At 72.1% G+C, this 21,328-nt stretch carries 16 protein-coding genes and 1 pseudogene; 10 read left to right on the top strand and 7 right to left on the bottom strand.

What is annotated here, in order from left to right; genetic code table 11:
- Positions 1-397 precede the first annotated feature (397 nt).
- Entirely contained in the window at positions 398-3,034 is a 2,637-nt protein-coding gene (gene glgP / locus OG247_RS29290; RefSeq protein ID WP_327255015.1) for an alpha-glucan family phosphorylase, read from the top strand.
- A gap of 27 nt (positions 3,035-3,061) precedes the next feature.
- Here glgP and OG247_RS29295 read toward each other — a convergent pair whose 3' ends face one another.
- On the bottom strand, positions 3,062-3,256 hold the full coding sequence (locus tag OG247_RS29295) for a hypothetical protein (RefSeq protein ID WP_327255016.1): 195 nt from the start codon (positions 3,254-3,256) through the stop codon (positions 3,062-3,064).
- Positions 3,253-3,588: a hypothetical protein gene (locus OG247_RS29300; protein ID WP_327255017.1), complete on the bottom strand. Its 336-nt coding sequence runs from the start codon at positions 3,586-3,588 to the stop codon at positions 3,253-3,255. The genes OG247_RS29295 and OG247_RS29300 overlap by 4 nt, the downstream gene beginning before the upstream one ends.
- A gap of 192 nt (positions 3,589-3,780) precedes the next feature.
- Here OG247_RS29300 and OG247_RS29305 point away from each other — a divergent pair.
- The 4 genes and pseudogenes from OG247_RS29305 to OG247_RS29320 form a co-directional block, all read left to right on the top strand.
- A pseudogene (locus tag OG247_RS29305) lies at positions 3,781-4,908 on the top strand (RNA-guided endonuclease InsQ/TnpB family protein); the annotation flags it as partial.
- A 21-nt stretch (positions 4,909-4,929) separates the two neighbouring features.
- Complete coding sequence (locus OG247_RS29310; protein WP_327255018.1) at positions 4,930-5,127, top strand: hypothetical protein; 198 nt, start codon at positions 4,930-4,932, stop codon at positions 5,125-5,127.
- Positions 5,128-5,511 (top strand): hypothetical protein, encoded by a 384-nt coding sequence (locus OG247_RS29315; protein WP_327255019.1) that lies wholly within the window; start codon positions 5,128-5,130, stop codon positions 5,509-5,511.
- Positions 5,512-5,774: 263 nt separating this feature from the next.
- Positions 5,775-6,317, top strand: coding sequence for a hypothetical protein (locus tag OG247_RS29320; RefSeq protein WP_327255020.1), 543 nt, complete (start codon positions 5,775-5,777; stop codon positions 6,315-6,317).
- Positions 6,318-6,409: 92 nt separating this feature from the next.
- On the opposite strand, the gene OG247_RS29325 is transcribed toward OG247_RS29320, so the two are convergent.
- Positions 6,410-7,879, bottom strand: coding sequence for a nitronate monooxygenase (locus OG247_RS29325; RefSeq protein WP_327255021.1), 1,470 nt, complete (start codon positions 7,877-7,879; stop codon positions 6,410-6,412).
- Positions 7,880-8,186: 307 nt separating this feature from the next.
- Positions 8,187-10,451, bottom strand: a complete 2,265-nt coding sequence (locus OG247_RS29330; RefSeq protein WP_327255022.1) for a M4 family metallopeptidase — start codon at positions 10,449-10,451, stop codon at positions 8,187-8,189.
- 380 nt (positions 10,452-10,831) lie between these two features.
- On the opposite strand from OG247_RS29330, the gene OG247_RS29335 reads away from it, so the two are divergent.
- Entirely contained in the window at positions 10,832-12,307 is a 1,476-nt protein-coding gene (locus tag OG247_RS29335) for a sugar transferase (RefSeq protein WP_327255023.1), read from the top strand.
- A 25-nt stretch (positions 12,308-12,332) separates the two neighbouring features.
- Here OG247_RS29335 and OG247_RS29340 read toward each other — a convergent pair whose 3' ends face one another.
- Entirely contained in the window at positions 12,333-13,310 is a 978-nt protein-coding gene (locus OG247_RS29340; protein ID WP_327255024.1) for a GDP-L-fucose synthase family protein, read from the bottom strand.
- 1,069 nt (positions 13,311-14,379) lie between these two features.
- Between OG247_RS29340 and gmd the strand changes: the two genes are divergently transcribed.
- From gmd to OG247_RS29360, 4 genes are all read left to right on the top strand, one after another.
- Entirely contained in the window at positions 14,380-15,393 is a 1,014-nt protein-coding gene (gene gmd / locus OG247_RS29345; protein ID WP_327255025.1) for a GDP-mannose 4,6-dehydratase, read from the top strand.
- 251 nt (positions 15,394-15,644) lie between these two features.
- Positions 15,645-18,422: a CBM96 family carbohydrate-binding protein gene (locus OG247_RS29350; RefSeq protein WP_327255026.1), complete on the top strand. Its 2,778-nt coding sequence runs from the start codon at positions 15,645-15,647 to the stop codon at positions 18,420-18,422.
- A 78-nt stretch (positions 18,423-18,500) separates the two neighbouring features.
- Positions 18,501-19,184 (top strand): hypothetical protein, encoded by a 684-nt coding sequence (locus tag OG247_RS29355; RefSeq protein ID WP_327255027.1) that lies wholly within the window; start codon positions 18,501-18,503, stop codon positions 19,182-19,184.
- A 154-nt stretch (positions 19,185-19,338) separates the two neighbouring features.
- Complete coding sequence (locus OG247_RS29360) at positions 19,339-19,551, top strand: hypothetical protein (RefSeq protein WP_327255028.1); 213 nt, start codon at positions 19,339-19,341, stop codon at positions 19,549-19,551.
- 24 nt (positions 19,552-19,575) lie between these two features.
- Here the strand turns inward: OG247_RS29360 and OG247_RS29365 are convergent, their stop codons facing one another.
- Entirely contained in the window at positions 19,576-20,697 is a 1,122-nt protein-coding gene (locus tag OG247_RS29365) for a glycosyltransferase (RefSeq protein WP_327255029.1), read from the bottom strand.
- On the bottom strand, positions 20,694-21,233 hold the full coding sequence (locus OG247_RS29370; RefSeq protein ID WP_243336300.1) for a WcaF family extracellular polysaccharide biosynthesis acetyltransferase: 540 nt from the start codon (positions 21,231-21,233) through the stop codon (positions 20,694-20,696). The genes OG247_RS29365 and OG247_RS29370 overlap by 4 nt, the downstream gene beginning before the upstream one ends.
- Positions 21,234-21,328: the final 95 nt, after the last annotated feature.

The following is a 21,328-nucleotide window of genomic DNA, read 5'->3' on the forward strand; positions in this document are numbered from 1 at the left end:
TTTCTAGCCGCTCGGAAGACGGCTGGGCTGCGGGCATGGCCGCTCCTGTCCGCGTTCACTCGGGTGGCGGGGAGGCGGTTCCGGGGTGCGCCGTGCGCTGTACCCGAGGAGCCCTTCCCACTCCAGCCCGGCCCAACCCGGGTGTTCGGTTAACTACTCGTACGTAGTGGAACGCCTGCCCGCGCACCACGGCTCGACACCTGCCGATGCTCCGTCAACTCGGATAGGACTAACGGATGTCCACCCCTGCCCTGTCGGCAGGGGGCGGCCGGTGGAGGGGGGCTGGAGGCGGCATGGCCGTGGCGAGGTGGCGGCGCTAGCCTTCCGAGGGTGACGCTCGCGGTGCACAGCGTGGTGCGGCCGCTCCGATCCGTAATCCCCTGCGAAGGTGGAACGCGTGAAGGCTATCCGTCGATTCACCGTGCGCCCCGTCCTCCCCGAGACCCTCTCGCCGCTCGCCGACCTCGCGCGCAACCTGCGCTGGTCCTGGCACGCCGAGACCCGTGAACTCTTCCAATCCGTCGATCCCGAGGGCTGGCAAGCCGCCGGCGGTGATCCCGTCCGGCTGCTCGGTGCCGTGTCCGCCGCGCGGATCGCCGAGCTCGCCGGGGACCGGCGGTTCCTGAGGCGGCTCGCCGTCGCCGCCGCCGACCTCGATGACTACGTCCACGGCGGGAGGTGGTACCAGAGCCACGAGGCGGCCGCGGAGCTGCCCGCCGGCATCGCCTACTTCTCGCCCGAGTTCGGGATCACCGCCGCCCTGCCCCAGTACTCCGGCGGGCTCGGGATCCTCGCCGGGGACCACCTCAAGGCCGCCAGCGACCTCGGCGTCCCCCTCATCGGCGTCGGACTCCTCTACCGGCACGGGTACTTCCGCCAGTCCCTCTCCCGGGACGGCTGGCAGCAGGAGCACTATCCGGTGCTCGACCCCAACGAACTGCCCGTCGCGCTGGTGCGCGAGGAGGACGGGACCCCCGCGCGGGTGTCCCTGAGCCTCCCCGGCGGCCGGTCCCTGCACGCCCACGTCTGGCAGGCACGCGTCGGCCGGGTGCCGCTGCTGCTCCTCGACTCCGACGTCGAGGAGAACGACGCCGTCGCCCGCGAGGTGACCGACCGGCTGTACGGGGGAGGGAGCGACCACCGGCTGTTGCAGGAGATGCTCCTCGGCATCGGCGGGGTCCGGGCGGTGCGCGCCTACTGCCGGATCACCGGACACCCCGACCCCGAGGTCTTCCACACCAACGAGGGCCACGCCGGATTCCTGGGGCTGGAGCGCATAAGAGAACTGGAGGGGGCGCAGGGACTCGGCTTCGACGCCGCCGTCGAAGCCGTCCGGGCCGGCACCGTGTTCACCACGCACACCCCCGTCCCCGCCGGCATCGACCGCTTCGACCGGGCCCTGGTCGCCCGCCACTTCGGCGAGGGCGGCGAACTGGCCGGCGTACCCGTCGACCGGATCCTGGCCCTCGGCGCCGAGACCTACCCCGGCGGCGACCCCGGGGTGTTCAACATGGCGGTGATGGGCCTGCGCCTCGCCCAGCGGGCCAACGGGGTCTCCACCCTGCACGGCGCCGTCAGCCGCGGGATGTTCGCCGGGCTGTGGCCGGGCTTCGACCCCGCCGACGTGCCCATCACCTCGGTGACCAACGGCGTCCACGCCCCGACCTGGGTGGCGCCCGAGGTCGTGAAGCTCGGCGCGAAGCAGATCGGCGCCGGCCGCACCGAGGACGCGCTCTCCGTCGGCGGCTCGCAGCGCTGGGACGCCGTCGCGGACATCCCCGACCAGGACGTCTGGGACCTGCGCCGGGTGCTCCGGGAGCAGCTCGTCCACGAGGTACGGGACCGCCTGCGCGCCTCCTGGCGCCAGCGCGGGGCCGCCGACGCCGAGCTGGGCTGGGTGGACTCCGTCCTCGACCCGGACGTGCTGACCATCGGGTTCGCCCGCCGGGTGCCGTCCTACAAGCGGCTCACCCTGATGCTGCGCGACCCCGACCGGCTGCGCCGTCTGCTGCTGGACCCGGACCGGCCCGTGCAGATCGTGGTCGCGGGCAAGGCGCACCCGGCCGACGACGGCGGTAAGCGGCTCGTCCAGGAACTGGTGAGGTTCGCGGACGATCCCCGCGTGCGCCACCGGATCGTGTTCCTGCCCGACTACGGCATGGCCATGGCCCAGAAGCTCTACCCGGGCTGCGACGTCTGGCTGAACAACCCGCTGCGCCCGCTGGAGGCCTGCGGCACCAGCGGGATGAAGGCGGCGCTCAACGGCTGCCTCAACCTGTCCGTCCTGGACGGCTGGTGGGACGAGTGGTTCGAGCCGGACTTCGGCTGGGCCATCCCGACCGCCGACGGCCTCGGCGCCGACGAGGACCGCCGCGACGACCTGGAGGCCAACGCCCTCTACGACCTGATCGAGGGCCGGGTCGCACCCCGGTTCTACGACCGGGCCGGACAGGCCGGACTCCCGGTGCGGTGGATCGAGATGGTCCGGCGCACCCTCGTCTCCCTGGGGCCCAAGGTGCTCGCGGGGCGCATGGTGAGGGAGTACGTGGAGCGGCTCTACGCTCCGGCCGCGCTCTCCCACCGCGCCCTGACCCCGGACGCGGCGCGGGACCTCGCCTGGTGGAAGGGCCGGGTCCGGGCGGCCTGGCCGAAGCTCACCGTCGAGCACGTGGAGGCCCTGACCGCGGGCCCGGTCGGCGGCACCGCCGAACTCGGGGCCACCCTCACCCTGCGCGTGCAGGTCTCCCTCGACGCCTTGGCCCCCGAGGACGTGGAGGTACAGGCCGTCGCGGGCCGGGTCGACGCGCAGGACGTGATCCAGGGCGGGCGGGCCTTCCCGCTCAAGCCCGCCGGCGGACCGGACCTGGAGGGGCGCTGGCTGTACGAGGGCCCGCTCGCCCTCGACCGTACGGGGCCCTTCGGCTACACCGTACGGATCATGCCGGCGCACCCGCTGCTGGCGACCCCGGCCGAACTGGGCCTGGTCGCGGGCCCTGTGGACACGGACGCGGGAGGCGGTGTCGTACTGCGCTGAGGGCCCCGGCCGTCAGGGAGCGGGCCGTCAGGGGGCGGGCGGCGGATCCACCAGCCGCCCGTCCTCCACCAGCATCCCGGCCCGCTTGACGCTGCGCAGGGCGGGGATCACCTCCACCTGTCCCACACCGTCCACCGCACCGATCCGCTCGGTCAGGTAGGTGTACAGCGCGTCCGTGTCCTTGCAGATCATCACCGTCAGCGGATTCGCCGTGCCCGTCACCGCCGCAGCGAACGGCACCTCTGGGTGGCTCCCAAGGTCGCGCCTACCCGCGCCAGCAGGGCTGGGTGGACCTTCAGCATCCGGGTGGTCTCCGCCTCGAAGCCGAGGGTTCCGGGCACGGTCTCCACGTCGAAGTGCGGCGTGCCCTCCTCCCGTAGCCGCTCCACGCGGTGCCGGGCCGTGGATTCGGGACGGCCGGTCGCGTGCGCCGGCTCCGGATAGCCGCTGCGGCCGTCCCGGCCCAGCAGGCCCAGGAGCGCCAGCTCCGTCCAGCATGTACCGCTCGGGCCGGCGGCTGCTCCAGCAGCGGGGACCTGGTCCGGGCGCAGCACACCGAGCCCGAACCAGTGGTCGGGGCAGTCGGTGAATATCCGCAGGACGTGTGCGCGCTGATCCCAGTCACCCGACGAGTGCGCGGCAGCTTGTCGAGCGGCAGAGCGTCACGTCCGTGGAGATCTTGTGCCGGTACTTCGTCACGAAAACCATGTGGGCGTGTAGGGCGAGAGCGCAGTGCCGACCAGTACGATGCGCTCCGCGCACGTGAGACCGCCCGCTCCGAAGGTGCCGTGTTCCCGAAGGCGGGAGATCTGTCCAAGCTGCTGATCACCGAGGCGAAGAGGACTGAGGAACGGTCGTGGCTCGGGGAGGTCTCCGCCGTCGTCCTCCAGCAGTCCCTTCGAGACCTGGACGCCGCGTACCGGAACTTCTTCGACAGCCTCAAGGGTAAGCGCCCCACCATGGGTGCGCCGCGGTTCAAGTCCCGCAAGAACAACCGGCAGGCCGTACGGTTCACGGCGAATGCCCGTTGGAAGATCACGGCCGGCGGTGACCTGTCGTTGCCGAAGGTCGGTGATGTCCGGGTGAAGTGGTCCCGCACGCTGCCGTCCACGCCGTCCACGGTGACCGTGGTCAAGGATGCGTCCGGACGGTACCTCGCCTCATTCGTGGTCGAGACCGGCACGGATGAGGGGCTGCCCGGGGTGGCTGGTCAGGTCGGCATCGACCTGGGGCTCACGCACTTCGCGATCCTCTCGGACGGCACGAAGATCGACAGCCCGCGTTTCCTGCGCCGGGCGGAGAAGAAACTGAAGCGGGAACAGCGGCGCCTGTCCCGCAAGGCCAAGGGCTCCAGCAACCGGGCCAAGGCCCGTATCAAGGTCGCCCGCGCTCATGCACGGGTTGCCGACGCGCGGCGCGAGTTCCACCACCAGCTTTCAACGAAGATCATCCGCGAGAACCAAGCGGTTGCCGTTGAGAACCTGGCAGTCAAAGGACTCGCCCGCACGCGCATGGCCAAGTCCGTCCACGACGCCGGATGGTCGGCGTTCCTTGCGATGCTGGAGTACAAGGCCGCCCGGTACGGGCGCCCCCTCGTAAGCATCGGCCGCTTCGAGCCGACCTCTCAGGTGTGCTCGCAGTGCGGCGTCAAGGACGGCCCCAAACCTCTGCATGTCCGCGAGTGGGAGTGCAAGGCGTGCGGGTCCGTCCTTGACCGGGACATCAACGCGGCGGTCATCATCGCCGAGGCTGCCGGACTGGCAGTGTCAGCCTGTCGAGCGCTGGTAAGACCGGGACGCGTCCCGGCACAGCGCGGAGAAGCAGGAACCCACCGAGACGGTCAGCCGACCGTGGTAGGAATCTCCGCCCTTTAGGGGGAGAGCGGAAGTCAACTGATGTACGTCTCCCCCCTGTGGCTGCAGACCGCCGAGGGCATGGGCCCGGTCGGGGCCGGCATGGCCCTGCTGCCGCTGAGCCTGGCCGCCTTCCCCGTCTCCGCGGCCTCCGGCAAGCTCCTGCACGGGGCCTCGCCCCGGATCACCATCGGCGGCGGGCTGTTCCTCATCGCCGCCGGGGCGCTGCTGCAGGGCTGAATGCTCGACGCGGGTGACGGCTGGACGGCGCTGGCGCCGGGCCTGGTCGTCACCGGAGCGGGCGTCGGGCTGGTCTCCCCGGCCCTGGCCGCCGCCGCGATGGGGGCCGTGCCCCCGGCCCGGGCGGGGATGGCCGGCGGCGGCGCGGCGCGGCTCCTGGAGACCGTTCCGGGGGCCGGGTCCTGGGTGGAGGCGGCCTTCGCGAGCGGGCTGCGCGACGCCTTCCGGGTCTCGGGGGCGATGGGCCTGGCGGGGGCGCTGATCCTGCTGGTGCTGGTGCTGGTCCGCCGGCCCGCCGCCGGGTCTGGCGGCGGGGCCCCGGCTCCGGTGCCGGGTCAGGGTTCCGCGCCGGCGGACCGGGCCGCCGGCCGCGCCGCCGCCTGAGCCGCCCGGGGCGCCGTACGGAGCTTCGCGCGAGGCTCCGTACCGCATTCCCGGGTACTCGTACCGCCTCCTCGTACGCCCCGAATCCCGTGCGGATCCGGGGCGTTCGCGCATTCGGTCCCGGAGGGCCACGGAGGGTCCGGGAGGGTGAACCTTCGAACGCGCTGCCGTGCCGAATCGTCTCGTCACGCCGTTCCGCTCCTACGCTGCCCGCGGATGCCCACCGGACCCGGCATCCGAGGAACCCGAGGAACGGACTCCCCATGCGTCTTCGCACCACCGCCATCGCGCTCACGGGCGCCCTCGCGCTCGTCCTGCCGACCGCAGGCCTGTCGTACGCCAACGACCACGACGACCGCGAGCGCCTCGGAACCCTGTACTACCGGTACACGGACGACGACGGCGACCGCCGCCACGGGCAGATCCACCCGGCGGACAACGACACCTGCTACCGGCTGACGCACACCACCGCGAACCGGCCGGCCTTCGAGGTGACGAACGAGACCGACTCCCTCGCGGTGGTCTACAGCAACCGCAGCTGCGGCGGGGTCCCGGAGGCGGAGCTGGAGCCGGGCGAGCGGCTGCGCGACACGGCCGTCGCCTCCGTGTACTTCAAGCCGGTCGACGAGGACCACCACCACGGCGGCCGCCACGACTGGCGCGACGAGGACGGAAACGACGGCCGCAACGACGGCCGCGACGACTGGCGTGACGACGAGGACCGCGGCATCGGCGGGCGTGCCGCCGGAGCGGACGCCGCCTCCACCCCCGCCACCCTCGACCGGATCTTCCGCTCCATCGGCTGATCCGCTCCCACCCCCGGCCGGTTCACGGCCGCCGAGCCGGAAGAGCCCGGCATCCCGCTCGGGGGTGCCGGGCCCTTCTCGCGCCGTGATCCTCAGCCGGCCGTAGGCCGGTCCGCGCCCGCCGCGAGCCAGTGCACCACGTCCGCGGCCGTGTAGGGCTCGGCGTTCGGGGCGAGCTCCGGGAGGAAGGACAGGTCCTTGCCGATCGTCACCAGCGGGGGCTCCACCCGGCCGTGCGGCCGCCGCTGGGCCAGCCCGATCGTGGCCAGCAGGCCGTTGCACAGGCACTGGCGGCCCTTGGTGTCGGAGGCCTCGCCGCCCTTGCGGACGTACGCGGCCACCGGCTCGGCCGCGCACCGGTAGACCAGACCGCGCGGACCCCGTACGGGCGTGCGCAGGAACCCGAGGTCGCAGACCCGGCGCCGGGCTTCGGCCACCTCCGGCTCGGAGATCGTCCCCGGCAGGTCCGCCACCTTGAACGGGAAGGAAGTGGGCGAGGCCTCGGGGTCGTTGCGGACCGAGAGGGTGCCGCCGTGGGCCCGCTCCAGCAGTTCCTCGCGCAGGTGGCGGGCCATGCCCGACTCCTCGCACAGGGCGAACGCGCTGCCGATCTGGACCCCGGCCGCGCCCCCGGCGAGCGCCTCGGCCACGGCCCCGGGGCCGGCCTGGCCGCCGGCGAGCCAGAACGGCAGCCCGAGCGCCGCCATCTTGGCGAGGTCGGGGCTGTCGCGCGGGCCGTAGACCGGCTCGCCGTCCTCGTCGAGCTTCATCGGCCCGCGCGGCGGGGCGCTGTGGCCGCCGGCCTGGCTGGTCTCGATCACGAAGCCGTCGGGGCGGGTGATCTCGTCCCGGGCCAGGTAGGCGGCCAGGACCGGGAGCGAGACGATGGCCAGCACGTGGGGCCGGCGCAGCGGGCCGGGCAGGTGCCCGGCGAGCAGGGCCGCGGGGTCGAAGAGGTGCTCCAGGGGTTCTTCCCCATGAGGTCCTCCCTCCACGCGAATCGTGCTCACGCAGCGTTCGTAGCGCGCCAGCCTTGAGGCGAGGGCCGGGATGTGACCGGGGACTCCCGCGCCCACGAGCACGTAGTCGACGCCTGCCAGGATCGCGCCGAACATCGCGGGGGCCGTGGCGAGCTGGATCTTCTCCAGGTAGTTGATGCCGATGACACCGTCATGTCCCTCCTTGGCGAGCCAGACCTCGACGAAGTTGCCGAGGACGGTGAGGATCTCGGCCTGCGATCCGCCCGTCGCCCGCAGTCGCGGGGTGGTGCGCATCGCCGCGCCGGCCGCGAGGCCCTCCTCGCGGAAGTAGAGGTCGAGGGCGGACTGGGCGAGCTCCGGCAGCGGGAAGGCCGCCAGGGCCCGGCGGGCGTGGCCGCCGGGGTCCCCGGTCTGCAGCACGCGGGCCAGTACGACGTCCAGCGCCGTCCCGGAGACCACACCGAGCTGGCCCTCGCCGGAGACGGCCCTGGCCAGCCGCCAGCCGGAGACGCCGACGCCCATGCCGCCCTGGATCAGCCAGGGGTGCTGCGCGGCGGGGGCGGTCGTGGGGGTCTGCGGCATGGGTCACGTCCTCGGAATCACCCGAACCTACGGTTCCGTAGGTTCGCTGAAATCCACTATGACCCGGGAGCCGCCCGCCGAATGGCGCCGAAGGTCCCGGCCCTCAGGGGCGCTGGACCCGGTCCGGCGGGGGCTTATGGAACGAGGGGCCGAACGAGGGCTGCGGGAGCGGGGTGGGGAACGGCGTGGGGAAGGGAGCTGGGGGAAAGGGCCGGGGATTGGAACAGGGCCGCCCGGGGAGGTCTTCTCCCGGGCGGCCCCGTGGTCTAGCGGTTCAGCTCTGGTTCACGGACGGCCCCGGTGGGGGTCAGAAGGTGAGCTTCCAGCTGTCGATCTTGCCGGTGTCGATGTTCGCGTTGTCGTTGACCCGGAGCTTCCACACACCCTGGGCGACCTCGGAGGAGGCGTTGACCGTGACGGACTTGATGATGTTGTCCGCGCTGCCACCGGTGCGGTTGTGCAGGTTGTACAGGGTGCCGTCGGGGGCGACGAGGTCGACCTTCAGGTCACCGATGTACGTGTGGAGGATGTTGAGGTCCACCTTGAGGGTGCTCGGGGCGTTGCCCGTGCGGTTCACGGTGATCGGGGAGTCGACCGTCGCGTTGTCGGCGATGGCGTAGTCGGTGGTGTTCTCGAAGACGTTCGGCTGCGAGGTGCCGACCGTCCAGGTGAACGCCGCCGTCCCGGTCTGGTTCGCCGAGTCGGTCACCGTGACGGTCACGTTGGACGTGCCCGCCGTGGAGGCCGTACCCGAGATCAGGCCGTTGGAGGAGTTGATCGACAGCCCGGCCGGCAGACCGGTGGCCGCGTAGCTCAGGGCACCCGCGTTGGTGCTGGTGGCCTGGACCTGGAGGCTGACGGCGCTGCCCGTGACGGTGGTCTGGTTGCCCGGGTTGGTGACCGTGACGCCGTTGACGATGCGCGGACCGACATTGATGGCGGCCCAGGCGTTCGCGGCGTTGTTGTACGTGGTCGAGCCGGCGCCGTACAGGTCGGCAGCGGCCTGCAGGGTGGCGGTACGGGCGGCCGCGTAGTTGGTGTTCGACCTGAACAGGTTGGTGGTCAGGGCGCGGAACCAGATCTTGGACGCGGCGTCACGGCCGATCGCGGTGACCGGGAGGCCGTCGGAGGTCGGCGAGTCGTAGCTCACGCCGTTGACGACCTTGGCGCCCGAGCCCTCGGAGGCCAGGTAGTACCAGTGGTTGGCCGGGCCCGAGGAGTAGTGGACGTCGATCGAGCCGATGCCCGAGTACCAGGCGTCCTTCGACGAGCCGTCCTTGCTCGGCTTGTCCATGTAGCGCAGCGGGGTGCCGTTGCCGCGGATGTCGATCTTCTCGCCGACCAGGTAGTCGCCGACGTCCTGCGGGTTGGCCGCGTAGAACTCGACCGCCGCCGCGAAGATGTCGGAGGTGGCCTCGTTCAGACCGCCCGGCTCGCCGGCGTACGTCATGTTGCCGGTGACCGAGGTCAGGCCGTGCGTCATCTCGTGCGCGGCCACGTCGGTGGAGGTGAGCGGCTTGGCGTTGCCATCACCGTCGCCGTACGTCATGCAGAAGCAGGAGTCGTCCCAGAAGGCGTTCACGTAGTTGTTGCCGTAGTGGACCCGGCTGTACGGGGAGACCCCGTCGTTGCGCAGGCCGTTGCGGCCGTGGACGTTCTTGAAGTAGTCCCACGTCACCTGCGCGCCGTAGTGGGCGTCGGAGGCGGCCGTCTCCAGGTTGGCCGGCAGGCCGTTGCCCCAGATGTCGTCCGGGCCGGAGAAGAGCGTGCCGGTGCCGGAGGTGGCCCGGTTGAGGTTGTTGGTCTTGTGGCCGCCGCGCGTGGCGTCGTTCAGCGTGAAGTTGCTGCCCGACTGCGAGGTGCCGATCGTCACCTGGCCGCTGTACATGGTGTTGCCGGTGCCGGTCTTGACGGCCTGCCACTCGGTGATCTTCGCGCCGGTCTTGGCGTTGGTCACCACGTGCAGCTCGCTGGGCGTGCCGTCGTGCTGGAGGCCGCCGACGACGGTCTCGAAGGCGAGGACCGGAGCGCCCTCGGCCGCCCAGATCACCTTGCGGGCGCCCTTGCTGGCCTTGACGTCCTTGGAGCCCTCGGCGTTGGCGGCGGCGACCGCCTGGCCCTCCGCGGCGGACGGCGCGACGGTGGCGGTGGTGTCCACCTTCAGGTCGTGGTTGGTGGCCTTGGTGACGAGCTTGGTGACGCCGCCCTTGGCGCGGACGGTCAGGTCACCGCCGAGCACCGGTATGCCGTCGTAGGTGCGCTCGTACGAGGTGTGGGTGGTGCCGTCCACGTCCTTGACCACGTCGCGGACGATGAGCTTCTCGCCGCTGCCGAGGCCGAGCGCCTTGGCGGCCTGCGCGGTGGTGGAGTTGGCCTCGGCCAGGAGCGTCGCACGCTCCGAAGCGCTGAGTTTGAGATTGGCCGCGCCCGGGTTGGCCTGGGCGACCTGTCCGGCCTGCGACGCGGTGGCGTCGGCGTTGGCGGATCCGGTCTGGATGCCTACGGCGAGGAGAGCGGCCGCGGCAACAAGCGCGCCGGCCGTGGTGGCACGCCGCTGGGGGGTGGGACTCAACGCAGACTCCTTCTGCAAGGGGGGTTCCGGATGGCTGGGTGGGCCTCCGGGCAGATCGGGCTGGTGCGAAGAACGGTCGAAGAGTGCCATCTGAGCGCTGTGATGTCAGGGCCGCGTCAAAAGGTTGGCCTGAAATCGTTCGTTGTCCGAAGAGACGTATCCGGTATGCGGAACATTCACTTTGGAATGAGAAAGAGGGGTCCCATAGCCGGAACGAGGGCCACCGGCCGCTAACGCTTGGGCAACAAGACGCCCGGATCCCGGAAACGGCATTTACCGTACGGGTGTTTGTCGTACTGTTTCCCGGTGCGTCTGATGTCCACTGCCTGGGGAAGCCGCGGACTGGCGCCACCGTCATAGACCACGTGCCAGGGGGGCCCATGAGGCATGTCCATATACCTGTGCAAAGAGTGGCCGAAGCGGCCCGGGCGTCGGCCATGCCGGCCCGGGGCCTCGGCGACAAAGCCCGTTGGTACCTGCCCGCCGCGGTCTCCGCGGACCTGATCGGCGCGGGAGTCCCCGTCGGCCTGGTCTTCGAGGCGGCCCAGCAGGCACGGCCGCTCTACTGCGCCCTCGGCGCGGCCCTGGCCTGGACCGGCGTGCAGCTGATGCGCCGACGCTATGCCGGCCGCGCGCTCGGGGAATCGCGGGGAGTTCTGCCGGTCGTACACGACTGGCTGATTCTGATCGGCGTACTCGCCGTGGCCCGCGTGATCACCGGGGAGAACACCCCCCGGCTGGCCGCCCTCGGCGCCCTCGTGCCCGCTCTGCTCGTCACCGTCGCCTGCCACAAGCTGACCTACCGCCACCTCTCCGCCGCCCGGCGCGAGGCCCACGCCGTGAGCCGGGTGCTGGTCGTCGGCGAGCCCGACTCCGCCGAGTCCGTCATCGGGCACCTCGCCGCGCGCACCGACCACCCGTACGTGGTGGTCGGGGTGGTCCCGGTGGGCCCCGGCACGATGGACAACGGCGTGCCCGTCGCGGCACGGCTCGGCTCCGAGACGGCGCAGTCCCCGAACGGGGACTCCACCGCCGTGCTCGGCGCCGTCGCCGCCCACCGCGCCGACCTGGTGCTCGTCGCACCGGGGGCCCGGCTCGCGGGGGAGCGGCTGCGCCGGATCTCCTGGGCCCTGCACGACGCCGGGCTCGAACTGGCGGTCTTCCCCGGCCTGGTGGAAGTCTCCGTCAAGCGGCTCGAAACCCTGTCCGCGGGCGGCCTGGCCATGCTGCGGGTGGCGCCGCCGGTGAGCCGGGGCGTGCAGCCCCTCCTGAAGTCGGTACTGGACCGGGCGGGCGCGGCGATCGGACTGGTCCTGCTGTCGCCGGCCTTCCTCGCGATGGTCCTGGCGATCCGCTTCGGCTCGCGCGGTCCCGCCTTCTACCGGCAGCGGCGCATCGGCCGCGACGGGGTCCCCTTCGTCATGTGGAAGTTCCGCACGATGGTCGTGGACGCCGACGCGCGCAAGGCCGAGCTGTCCGGGGCCAACGAGAACGACGGCCTCATGTTCAAGATGCGCCGCGACCCCCGGGTGACCCGCGTGGGCCGGCTGCTGCGCCGCACGTCCATGGACGAACTGCCCCAGCTGATCAATGTGGTGGCGGGCAACATGTCACTGGTCGGCCCGCGCCCGCCGCTGCCGGAGGAGGTGGCGGAGTACGACGAGGTCGAACTGCGCAGGCTCGCCGTGCGGCCCGGGATGACCGGGCTGTGGCAGATCAGCGGGCGGTCCGACCTCTCGTGGGACGAAACCATCCAGCTCGACCTGCAGTACGTGGACAACTGGTCGTTCACCAGTGACGTCGACGTGATGGGCCGCACGCTCCGCGCCGTGGTCGACGGCCGCGGAGCGTACTGAGGTACCGGGGGACCCGCGCCCGGGATCAGCTCTGCCCGCGGGTCTGCCCGTGTCCGGGCCCGCCGCCCTGCTCGCGCCACCAGGCGTACGTGGCGGCGATGCCCTCGCGCAGCGGGACCGCGGGCTTCCACCCGAGGGCGCGCAGCCGGGTCACGTCCAGCAGCTTGCGGGGCGTGCCGTCGGGCTTGGAGGTGTCCCAGGCGAGCCTGCCGCGGAAGCCGGTCACCTCGGCGACGGTCTCCGCGAGGGTCCGGATGGTCAGGTCCTCGCCGCAGCCGATGTTCACCGGCTCGGCGCCGTCGTACTCGCGCAGCAGCACGGCGCAGGCCGCGGCCAGGTCGTCCACGTGCAGGAACTCCCGGCGGGGCGTCCCCGATCCCCACAGCGTGACCTCCTCGCGCCCCTCGGCCGCGGCCTCGTGGAAGCGGCGGATGAGGGCGGGCAGGACGTGCGAGGACTCCAGGTCGAAGTTGTCGCCCGGACCGTAGAGGTTCGTGGGCATGGCGGAGATGTACGAGGCCCCGTACTGCTTGCGGTACGACTGGACCTGGACGATGCCGGCGATCTTCGCCAGGGCGTACGCCTCGTTCGTCGGCTCCAGCGGGCCGGTCAGCAGGGCGTCCTCGCTGATGGGCTGCGGGGCCAGCTTGGGGTAGATGCAGGAGGAGCCGAGGAACAGCAGCCGGCCGACCTCCGCGGCGTGCGCCCCGGCGACGACGCTCAGCTGGATCTTGAGGTTGTCCTCCAGGAACTGCACCGGGAACGTGCTGTTGGCCATGATCCCGCCGACCTTGGCGGCGGCCAGGACGACGGCGTCGGGCCGGGCGTCCCGCAGGTACGCCGCGGTCGCGGCGGCATCGCGCAGATCGAGGTCGGCGCGGCCGCGGGTGAGCACCTCGTACCCGTCGGCGGTGAGCCGGCGGACGACCGCGGACCCCACGAGGCCGCGGTGGCCGGCGACGAAGACGCGGGCGCTCGGGGGCAGGAACGGCGAACTTGTCATACCGCCGATGATGCCAGTCCGCTGTCCGCGGTTTTACGGGGGAGCCCCGCCCCCCGGATCCGGTACCGAGCGCCCCGGGCCCCATCCGGGGCCCCGCTCCCGGGCCCCATCCCGGGCCAACCTCGACGCCCGCCTCGGGTTCCGCTCCCGTGCCCGCCTCGGGTTCCGCTCAGGGGGACACCCCGGGCCGCGCTCGGGGGGCATCCCCGGGCCCCGCTCCCGGATCAACCCCGGGCCCCATCCCAGGTCCCGGTCCCGTGCCCGCCGCGGGTTCCGCTCCGGGGGATCCCCAGGCCCCGCTCCGGGACCAACCCCGGTGCCCACCTCGAGCCTCGTTCGGGCCTGCCCCTCCGGGACCTGTCCCGTCTGCCCCTTCCGGGCCTCCTCCGGGACTGCCTTTCCGGGCCCTGTCCGGGACCGCCAGTCCGGGCTGCCCTTCCGGGCCTCCTCCGGGACTGCCCTTCCGGGCCCCGTCCCGGACCGTCCCTCCGGCCCCGGCCGGGACTGCCCTTCCGGGCCCCGGCCGGGACTGCCCTTCCGGGGCCCGGGCGGCGCTGCCGGGGTGGGTGCGGGAGCCTTGGCGGGGAGGCCGATTTGGGGTGGCGCGGGCCAGTCCGGTACATACCGACCCGCAAGGGGGCGAGGGGGCCCGATCCGGCGGGAGCGGCTCCGGGCGGAACGTGTACGGTACCCATCCGGTACCCGTCTCCAGCCCCCTGGCGGCGGACCGCGCAACACCCCGGGCCCGGCCCCACTCCGCATCCGGCGGCCGGCCCGAACACCGGGGGCGCGGCCCCGACCCGCACTCCGGTGCCGGGCCCCGACCCGCGCCCCGGGCCGGGTCCAGGTCCGGAGCCGCACCCGGTGCCCGGCACCGACCTGCACCCGGGGCCCGGCACCGACCCGTACCCGGTGCCCGGCACCGACCCGCACGACGAGGCGTGACCCCGAGCCATACCCGGGGCCGCGCCCCGAGCCACAACCGGGGCGCCGCCCCGAACCGAACAGCTCCGGCCCGTACCCCGGGGCGCAGCCACGACCGCACCGTAACGATCCCCAGGGGGACCCAATGGGCAAGACCGCGCTGATCACCGGCGTCACCGGGCAGGACGGCTCGTACCTCGCAGAGCTCCTGCTCTCCAAGGGCTACACGGTGCACGGGCTCGTGCGGCGGTCCTCCAGCTTCAACACGGAGCGGATCGACCACATCTACCAGGACCCGCAGACGGCGAACCGTTCCTTCGTGCTGCATCACGCCGACCTCTCCGACGGCGTCGCCCTGGTGAACCTGCTCCGGGAGATACGCCCCGACGAGGTCTACAACCTCGGCGCCCAGTCGCACGTCCGCGTCTCCTTCGACGCCCCGCTCTACACCGGCGACGTGACCGGCCTCGGCGCCCTGCGCCTGCTGGAGGCGATCCGGGCCAGCGGCGTGGACACCCGCATCTACCAGGCCTCCTCCTCGGAGATGTTCGGCGCCACCCCGCCCCCGCAGAACGAGGCCACCCCGTTCCACCCGCGCAGCCCGTACGGCGCCGCGAAGGTGTTCGCGTACTGGACGACGGTGAACTATCGCGAGGCCTACGGGATGTTCGCCGTCAACGGCATCCTCTTCAACCACGAGTCCCCGCGCCGCGGCGAGACCTTCGTGACCCGCAAGATCACCCGCGCGGTCGCCCGGATCAAGGCGGGCCTCCAGGAGAAGCTCTACCTCGGCAACCTCGACGCCGTCCGCGACTGGGGCTACGCCCCGGAGTACGTGGACGCCATGTGGCGGATGCTCCAGCAGGACGAGCCCACCGACTACGTCGTGGCCACCGGCGTCGCCGCCACCGTCCGCGAGTTCGTCGAGGCCTCCTTCACGCACGCCGGTCTCGACTGGAACGAGCACGTGCGCTACGACCCCAAGTACGAGCGCCCCAGCGAGGTCGACGCCCTGATCGGCGACGCCTCCAAGGCCCATGACCTGCTCGGCTGGAAGCCGACGGTCCTGGTGGCCGAACTGGCCAAGATCATGGTGGATGCCGATATCCGGCAGGTCGAGGACCAACTGGCGGGCGCCGGCGTCCGCATCGACCGCTGAGGCCATATATTGCGCCTACGATTTGCCCCGTCCCGGTCGTTCGCACAGCTGTTGACGGGCGCGGCCGGGGCAAATCTGCCGTATGTCCGAAGTGCTCCATCCGTGCCGGACTCGTTGATTCCAAGTTGGTAGCAATGGGTCGGGCGTGGTGACCAGGCCCTCGCGTAAGCCCTAGTCTGCGCCAGTACATATGGCTGTTCTGATACTTGCCGAACCAGCCATTCAAGCCGGGCGATTGCCCTGGGGGGCTCATGCGTAGATCCAGAGGGCTGACTGCTGCCCTCGCCCTGTCACTGGCCGGCGCCGGCACCGCGATAGGCCTGGTGCTGATACCCGAGGCGTCGGCCATCACGCAGCCGGTGGCCTTCACCGCCGACAACCTGCCGACGTGGCAGCCCAACGGGATCGTCTGGGCGATGGCCGAGGCCAACGGCACCGTCTTCGCGGGCGGCACCTTCTCGTCCGTCCGTCCGCCCACCGGCACCGCCGGCAGCGAGCAGGAAGCCGTGAACTTCGTCGCGCTCGACGCGGCGACCGGCGCCCCCACCTCCTGCAAGCTCTCCTTCACCGTCGCCGAGGGCAGCGCGACCGTGCGCGCGCTCACCGTCTCGAAGGACAAGAAGACCCTGTACGCGGGCGGCTACTTCGGTGCCGTCAACGGAACCCCGGTCTCCAGCGTCGCCGCCATCGACATCGCGACCTGCTCCCCCAAGGCCTCGTTCGACCCGAAGTTCCCGTCCACGGTGCGCGCGCTCGCCGCCACCGACGACACCCTGTACGCGGCGGGAGACTTCACCACCGTCGAGGGTGCGACCCGCGAGCGGTTCGCCGCGGTCCACGCCACTTCCGGTGCGCTCAAGCCCTTCGTCGCCAACGTCGACGAGCCCGGCCGCGCCCTCCAGCTCAGCAACGACGGCAAGAACATCCTGCTGGGCGGTGACTTCTTCACCGTCAACGGTTCCCAGAGCCACGCGCTCGCCGTCGTGAACGCCACCACCGGCGCCGTCGCCAAGACGTACGGCACCATCCCCTCGATGTCGGTCATCAAGTCCATCACGGCCGACGCCACGGGCTACTACACCGGCGCCGAGGGCACCGGCGGCTTCGACGGCCGCGTCGCCCTCGCCACCGACTTCAGTGAGAAGTGGCGCGACCAGTGCCTGGGCGCGACCCAGGCCGTGCTGCCGTACGACGGAGTCCTCTACAGCTCCTCGCACGCGCACAACTGCAGCTCCGAGGGCCAGTACCCCGACGGCAAGCGCCACTTCCTGCTGGCGCAGCTGACCGACTGGGGCAACGGCGGTCTCGACGCCCCCTCTGCCGTGAACGGTTTCGTGCGCAGCCCGGCGAAGCTCGGCTGGCACCCCACCGCCAACGACGGCCTCGGCGAGGGCATCGGCCCGCGCGTGATGGCCGTCGCGGAGAAGAACGCCACCAAGTACATGTGGGTCGGCGGTGAGTTCACCCTCATCAACGGCAAGGAGCAGCAGGCCCTGACCCGCTTCGCCTCCACCGGCGACGTCGGCGCCCCGACCACCCCGGTCTCCAGCGTCTCCAGCGTCAAGCCCGGCGAGGTCCAGGTCCGCTGGCGCACCAGCTACGACGCGGACGACGAGAAGCTGACCTACCGCATCTACCGCAACGGCTCCGCGACCCCGATCGCCACCGTCAGCGCGAACTCCCTGGAGTGGCTGCGCCGGCAGGCCTCCTGGACGGACACCACGGTGAAGGCCGGCGCGTCCTACAGCTACCGGGTCTCCGCCACCGACGGGGCGGGCAACACCAGCGCCCTGTCTGCCACCACCTCGGTCGCGGTCCCGACCGCGGTCCTCGCTTACCCCCACCAGGTCCGCGAGGACGGCGCCACCCTGTACTGGCGCTACGACGACGTCGTCAGCCCGTACGTGGCCGACTCCTCGGTCTCCGGCAACACCGGCGGCATCCAGCTCAACGCTCCGGCGCTGCGCCAGACCCCGGGTGCGATCAGCGGCGCCAGCACGGCCATGGGCTTCAACGGCACCAGCCAGCAGGTGTACAGCGCCCACCGCCAGACGGTCGGCAGCAGCTACACGCTGGAGACCTGGTTCAAGACGAACACCACCCGCGGCGGCAAGCTGATCGGTTTCGGTGACAACCAGGACCGCACCAGCAAGCAGTACGACAAGAACATCTACATGACCAACACCGGCCGGATCTTCTTCGGGGTCAACCCGGGCTCGACGAGGACCCTCTCCACCGGCCTGTTCGACACGTTCAACGACAACAAGTGGCACCACGTCGCCGTCACCCAGGGCCCCTCCGGCATGACGCTGTACGTGGACGGCAAGACCAAGGACTCCTCCAACGTCACCGGCTCCCAGGCGATCGAGGGCTACTGGCACGTCGGCGGGGACAACCTCGCCGGCTGGGCGTCCCGGCCGACCAGCAACTTCTTCGCCGGCCAGATCGACGAGACGGCCGTCTACCCGAAGGTGCTGACCGAGGCCCAGGTCAAGAACCACTTCAACCTGGCCAAGACCGCCACCGACACGGTCTCCAAGGTCACCGCGACCGAGGACACCTACATCAACCAGGGCGCCCCCGGCACCGCCTACGGCGCGTCCACCTCGCTGGCCGTCCGCGGCACCTCGGCCTACGAGACGTACCTGCGCTTCGACATCCCGGCCGCTCCGGCCGGCACGGTGCTGAAGTCCGCGTCCCTGCAGGTCAAGACCACCACCTCGGCGACTGCCGGCACCACCGACACCGTCTCCGTGGTCCCGGTCACCGGTACCTGGAGCGGTGCGGGCACGACCTTCAAGAGCAAGCCCACCCTGGGCACCACCCCGCTCGGCTCCTTCACGGGCGTGCCGGAGGGTTCGGCGGTCCAGAGCACGCCGCTGGACACCGACGCGCTCTCCGCGGTGCTGGGCAGCAGCTACAGCCTGGGCCTGACGAGCACGGGCACCGACCCGCTGTGGATCTGGTCCGCGGAGTCCACGGCCGTGGACGCCAAGCCGCAGCTGACCCTCACCTTCGGCGCGAAGTAACCGCTTGACGGAGTGCGGGGCCCGGCCGTTCGACGGCCGGGCCCCGCACACCCATCTCATACGTACGGGAGCCATCTGATGTACCGACGCTCCGCAGCGGCTGCTGTCCTGCTGTCCGCCGCCCTGACGCTGACCGCCTGCAGTTCGGGCGGCGACGGCAAGGCCGAAGCCTCGGCCGCCTCGCCCAAGCCGCCGGCCGCCTCGTCGGCCGTCGACCCGGCCGATGCCACGGCCACCCCGGCACCCCCCTCGGCGGACGCGAAGCCGACGGGTCCCGTCCTGCCGGACACGAAGCTCGTCCCGAAGACGGGCAGCTTCACCGCGCCGCAGAAGCAGTACCTGAGCGGCAGGGTCCCGGAGAAGATGGACCCGGCGGCCGTCCTGCAGAGCGGCGAGGAGGCCTGCCAGCGGATCGAGCGCACCGCGAAGCGGGACAAGGACGCGGCGGTCGGCGCCCTCGTGGCCGGGGAGATCCCGGGCGCGAAGGACGCGATCACCTTCCTGTGCCCGGAGCAGAAGCCGGTCCTCGCCGCGGCGGCGAAGGGCTTCCCGGACGGTACGAAGGCGTCCCCGGCGGCGGGCACCTACCGCGCGCTGACCCAGAGCACGACGTGCAGCTGGGAGGCCAAGGGCAAGGACGGCGCCCCCCTGGCCTCGGGCCCGGCGACCCCGCTGAAGCCGGGCGACAAGATCACCGCCAAGATCCCGGCGGGCACGACCCAGTTCGTCTCGAACGGCTGCTACGCCTGGATCCCGGCGTAGCCCGAACCGACAGCGACAGCGACAGCGACAGCGACCGCGAACGCCCCCGCAGCCCGGACCCCGGGCCGTGGGGCGTTTCCGTTCCCGCAGCGGGGGCATCCGAGCCTCCACAGGGCGGGGCCGCACCCCGTCCACGAGGCTGGAGGCGAATCCGATGAGGGGCATCAGCGGTTGCATAGGCCTGATCGTGGTGGGGGCCATCCTCACCTTCGCGAGCGACTGGCAGCTGCAGAGCGTCAACCTCGACCTGGTCGGCGTGATCATGATGGTGGCCGGCGCCCTGGGCCTGGCGGTCTACGCGAACGTCGCCAAGCGCCGCCGGACCGGCGCCCTCCCGGTCGTCGACGAAACCCGCCGCGGGCTCTGAGCCCGAGGCCGGGCCCCGCGCACCTCACCTGCGCCGCAGGGCACCCTCGTACACCGGCAGCAGCGTGTCCAGGACGGCGTCCATGGAGAAGGACTCGGCGGCGAGCTTGCGGGCCGCGCCGGAGGCCGTCGCGTTCTCGGTCGGGTCCAGGAGGGACAGGACCGCCTCCGCGACGCCCGCCGGGCCGGGGTCGACCGCTCGGCCCGCGCCCGCGCGGGCGATGTCGCGGGCCAGGCCGTTGGAGTGGGTGACCACCGACGGGACGCCCACCGCCAGGGCTTCCAGGACCGACATCGGGAACGGTTCGTCCACCGAGGGGAGTACGTAGACGTGGGCGCGGCGGAGCTCCGTGAGGACCTCCGCACCGGACAGGGCGCCCGGGACGGTGAAGCGGGAGGAGAGGCCGAGGGCGCTCACGCGGGCGCGGACCGCCGCGAGTTCGCCCTCGTCCGGGCCGGCCACCACGAACTCCGCGTCCGGGTGCGCCGCCAGCACGGCCGGGGCGGCGTCCACGAAGTCCACCGGGCGTTTGCGGGCCTGCAGGCGGGCCGAATAGAGGATGCGCGCGGGCCCGGACAGGGCGGGGCGCTCCTCCTGGGCCGGGGTGCCGTTGACGAGGCGGACGGTGTTCGGGAGCGGCGCCCCGACCACCGCGTCGAGGCCCTCCCGCTCGTGCGGGGTCAGGTACAGCAGCGCGTCGGCCCCGCGCAGGAGGCGGCGTACCGCCAGCGCGTCCAGCACCTTGGCCAGCGGTTTCCCGCTCGGGTCGACCATGCCGTGGGTCTGCAGGACCAGCGGTGTGCCGGCCCGCAGCGCCGCCAGGGCGACGGGCAGGGTGACCAGGTCCCGCGCCAGGTGGACGTGGACCAGGTCCGCGCCCCGCACCAGGCGGCCCGCGGAGGCGAGCAGGGCCGGCGAGGTCATCCCGCTGAAGCCGAGGGGGAGCAGGCGCCGGGCCGGGAACAGCTTGGCCGGGACCCCTTCCACCGCGGTCGGCCAGGGATCCGGGAAGCCCTCGCCCAGCGCCAGCAGGTTCGCCTCGTGGCCGCGGGCCCGCAGCCCCTTGGCCAGGTTCAGCGCGACCCGCACCGGCCCGCCGAAGGCGTGCGTGGGGGAGTGCAGGGTGACGGCGTGCAGGACTCTCATTTGGGCTCCTCGACCGGGCGGCGGTGCCCGTCCTGGGTCTGCAGGGTCAGCGCGGGAAGGTCCTTGTGGACCACGGACCCCGCGCCCGCCACCGCGCACCGGCCGATGGTCACGCCGGCCAGCACGGTGGCCCGTACGGCCACCCACGCGCCGTCCTCTACGGTGATCGGCGCGTTGCGGTAGCGGAAGTCGGCGGCCCGGTGGTCGTGGGAGCCGGTGCACAGCAGCGCCTCCTGCGAGACGCAGGCGTGCGCGCCGATCGTCACCGGCTCCAGGTTCAGCACCCAGGCACCCTCGCCGATCCACGCGTGGTCGCCCACGGTCAGCTTCCACGGCCACAGCACCCGCACCCTGTGGCGGATCAGCACCCCTTCGCCGATCCGCGCCCCGAAGGCGCGCAGCAGCGCGACCCGCAGCCGGGCGGGACACAGCCAGCTCATGAAGAGCGTGTTCATCACGGCGAACCAGAGCGCCTGCGTCAGCCGCCCGCGCCCCTTGTCGTATCCGGCCAGCGTGAAGGCAGGAAGATCACGCACAGGCACCCCCTGGTAGAGCGGCCCCCGACGGCGCCTTCGAAGGCGCCTCCCCGGGCGCCGAGCGCCCAGACTAGACTGCGCCGGAATCAGGTACA

This window comes from Streptomyces sp. NBC_01244 (genome assembly GCF_035987325.1).
Taxonomy (GTDB): Bacteria; Actinomycetota; Actinomycetes; order Streptomycetales; family Streptomycetaceae; genus Streptomyces.